This window comes from Bacteroides sp. (genome assembly GCF_019417265.1).
In the GTDB taxonomy this organism is placed as follows: domain Bacteria; phylum Bacteroidota; class Bacteroidia; order Bacteroidales; family Bacteroidaceae; genus Phocaeicola.
In genome coordinates, this window is the sequence record NZ_DXVR01000174.1 from 1 (window position 1) to 2296 (window position 2296).

The 2296-nt window shown below is 38.3% G+C and carries 1 protein-coding gene; it reads right to left on the reverse strand.

Annotation, left to right across the window (positions count from 1 at the left end; all coding sequences use genetic code 11):
* Nucleotides 1-541: 541 nt before the first annotated feature.
* Complete coding sequence (locus tag QZ379_RS12610) at nt 542-2215, reverse strand: arylsulfatase (RefSeq protein ID WP_291565486.1); 1674 nt, start codon at nt 2213-2215, stop codon at nt 542-544.
* Nucleotides 2216-2296: the final 81 nt, after the last annotated feature.

A 2296-nucleotide genomic window follows, 5' to 3' on the forward strand; every position in this document is an offset into this window, starting at 1 on the left:
CTATAAAACCTCTAACCCAAGTTACTCCTGATTTTTTCAATAAATTCACTTGCTTGAGAGGCTCACTGATTGATTCATTAAAATTCGCTCCTATTTCCTGACCTCTAATAGTAGGAATTATAGATAAAACCGATAAAAAAGTTAACAATAATCTCTTTTTCATATAAACAAAAACTTTAAATTACTACTGAATATTTAATCTAAAAAATTTTCTCTCGCAAACATTCCAAAATCAGATTCCTATTTTAAAAGACCTCTAAATTCAAAAATGAAAACAAACCATCCGATTATGTAAGGTATTTACTCCAATCGTTTGCTGTGCCAACATTAAAGCAGCAATGCAAAACTGAATGACAAAATAAAAAGGGGATTCTCTTTGTACTTTCCATAAATTAAGTTTTAAATATTAACAATTCAAAAAATACATCACGACAAAAGTATTATCTCTTTATCTTTTTAAATAGAAATAAATCATAAATTAGCAGTAGAAATGTTCAAATTGCGTTTTTAATGTGACCTACAGATATGTATAGTTCATTTTTTAATGTTTATCTACAGGTGTATACCACTCGCCCACCTTGAATTTTATTTCAGGCTCAACACCAATTCTCTTTGCTTCGGAATTATATAATGAAACCAGTTCTTTAAGTTTCTTAGGATTTTCCTTGGCAAGGTTGCACATCTCGGTAGGGTCTTTCTTTATATTATAAAGCATCCACTCTGTTTCGGTATATTCCTGAACTATCTTCCAATCGCCATAACGGAGCATCTTGTTTCCTTCGTGCTCAACTATGATAGGTTTTGTACGATTGATTTTCTTTCCTTCGAGCATAGGAAGAAGTGAAGTTCCTTCCATAGGCTGAACTTTATGACCATCTCTTACTTCTGGATATTCAGCTCCGGTGAGTTCAACCTGAGTTGCCATAATATCGGTGATATGTCCATAGTTCACCTTATCTATTGTACCGTTAAGCTTCTTGTCTATACCATTAGGGTAGGATACTATAAGAGGTGTGTTACATCCTCCTTCATGTCCATGGTGTTTATACAGATAATAAGGAGTATTGGCTACATCAGCCCATGCTGTGCCGAGCCATATGTTGCTGCCTACTGTTCCAGGATTCTTTCCGAGACACTTGCCGTAAAGACCTCCTTCCGCATTACCGCCATTGTCGGACAACAATAGAATAAGAGTGTTGTCAAACTGTTCTTTTTCTTCCAAATGCTTCATAAGAAGACCGATATTACGGTCGATTTCTTCTACCGTAGCTGCATAGATGGACATAATCAAATCCTGACGGTCCTGTTCTTCGGGTGTGAGTTCGTCCCATGCCTTGATTTTAGGATTACGGGGAGTTAGCTTTTCATCTTTCGAGAACAGTCCCAACTCAATCTGTTTCTTGTATCTGGCATCGCGTATGGCATCCCATCCTTTCTTGTATTTGCCTCTGTATTTTGCTATTGTTTCAGCAGGTGCCTGAAGCGGGAAATGCGCACCATTGAAAGCAAGATACCAGAAGAAAGGCTTGCCGTCAGCCATTGCCTCATCGGCAAAATCGAGTCCGCACTTGGTCCACAGATATGATGAGTACCAGTCTTTGGGCAACGAAGGGTCATTGAAAGGAATACGGACATCATTTCGGTAAAGTTTCTTTTTACCGCTGTTCTCGTTGTTCTTTTTATTGTTATTCTTTTTATTGGCAGCAGGTTTATCTCTGTCTGTCGAAAAATAGAATCCACCTGTAGGAGCATTAAGCGAACGGTCGAAACCACGCTTGATAGGCGTCACTCCCTGAGGAAAACCCATGTGCCATTTTCCTGTCATAATACTGAAATAACCGGCTGAACGAAGAACTTCAGGAATAAACGCATTCTCATTGTTAGGATAGCCCTGATATGCAGGATATCCGGGAACTCTACCCAAAGCGCCCTGACCTTCCTGATGAGGATAAAGACCTGTCATCAATGAGCCACGGGTAGGTGCACTGCGCGCCATATTATAGAAGTTACGAAGACGGATTCCGTTTTCTGCCAAACGGTCAATGTTTGGTGTTTCAATTTCGGAACCGTAACATCCGAAATCTGAATAACCGACATCGTCAAGCAATATCAACACGATATTAGGGTTTTCTTGTGAGCCCTGTGCGTATATAGCCTGACTATAGAAACCAACAATACCTGTACCTATAAATGTAAGTGTTTTATTTATATACATATACAATTTATTTCACATCAAATTTATAGGGTGTTCAGTTTTATGTTCTAAAATCAGCTCGCTTTTCTGAGTGTTTTAGAC

Bases quoted from the DNA above. Each gene is read 5' to 3' on its own strand.
- QZ379_RS12610 (WP_291565486.1), bottom strand. From the start codon at position 2,215: ATGTATATAAATAAAACACTTACATTTATAGGTACAGGTATTGTTGGT.